1 protein-coding gene is annotated in these 685 nt (G+C 63.2%); it reads left to right on the plus strand.

Annotated features, from left to right (window positions below; all coding sequences use genetic code 11):
* Positions 1-190: 190 nt before the first annotated feature.
* Positions 191-685: hypothetical protein (locus tag AC1DWF_RS34920; RefSeq protein ID WP_476843053.1), on the plus strand; the 495-nt coding region annotated here is incomplete at its 3' end.

The raw sequence follows: 685 nt of genomic DNA on the forward strand, positions 1-685 counted from the left end.
CGGCACGCCCGCAAGCCCGGGCGCCGAGGCCAAGTTCCATCATCGTTCATGCGATGGACCACAATCGGGCGAATCGATCCGCCCGATAGGTGCCAACCGATTGTCAGGCAGGGGCAATTTTCAGCATTCTTCCATCATCAGGTGTCAAAGCCGAGTCCCCCAAGGGGCCGGCGGGTTGGAGGTCAGTCAGATGGCGAAGGTTTGGGTCTATTGCTGGGATCACGTGCGCGGCGGCGAGGGTGCCGCCTGGGGGCATTCCTCGCTGCAGATCGAGGGCGGCGCCTATATCTCCTGGTGGCCCTCGAACGACGAGCAGCGCAACTACACGGTGGACGCCAAGAAGAACCCCACCCTCGCGAAGATCATGCGGACCTTCATCGGTACGACCAACGTCTACACGGTGAAGCACCGCTGCAATCCGACCCTGCAGGCCGACGTCCATCAGGAAGGCCGGGCCGCGGACGACGTGATCGAGATCGCCGAGGGCGTGCTGGACACGCGCAAGATGAGCCTGTGGTGGACGGGCTACGAATACGAGAAGGCGACCTACCACTCGATCAAGAAGAACTGCTCGACGACGGTGATCCGCGCGCTGCGCGCCGGCGGCTCGGACAAGGCAATCAAGACGGTGAGCGTCGACTGGTTCTCGAAGCGGCAAGGCTGGGAGCCGACGGATATCATGGCC

The organism is Aminobacter sp. P4_D5, assembly GCF_056401815.1.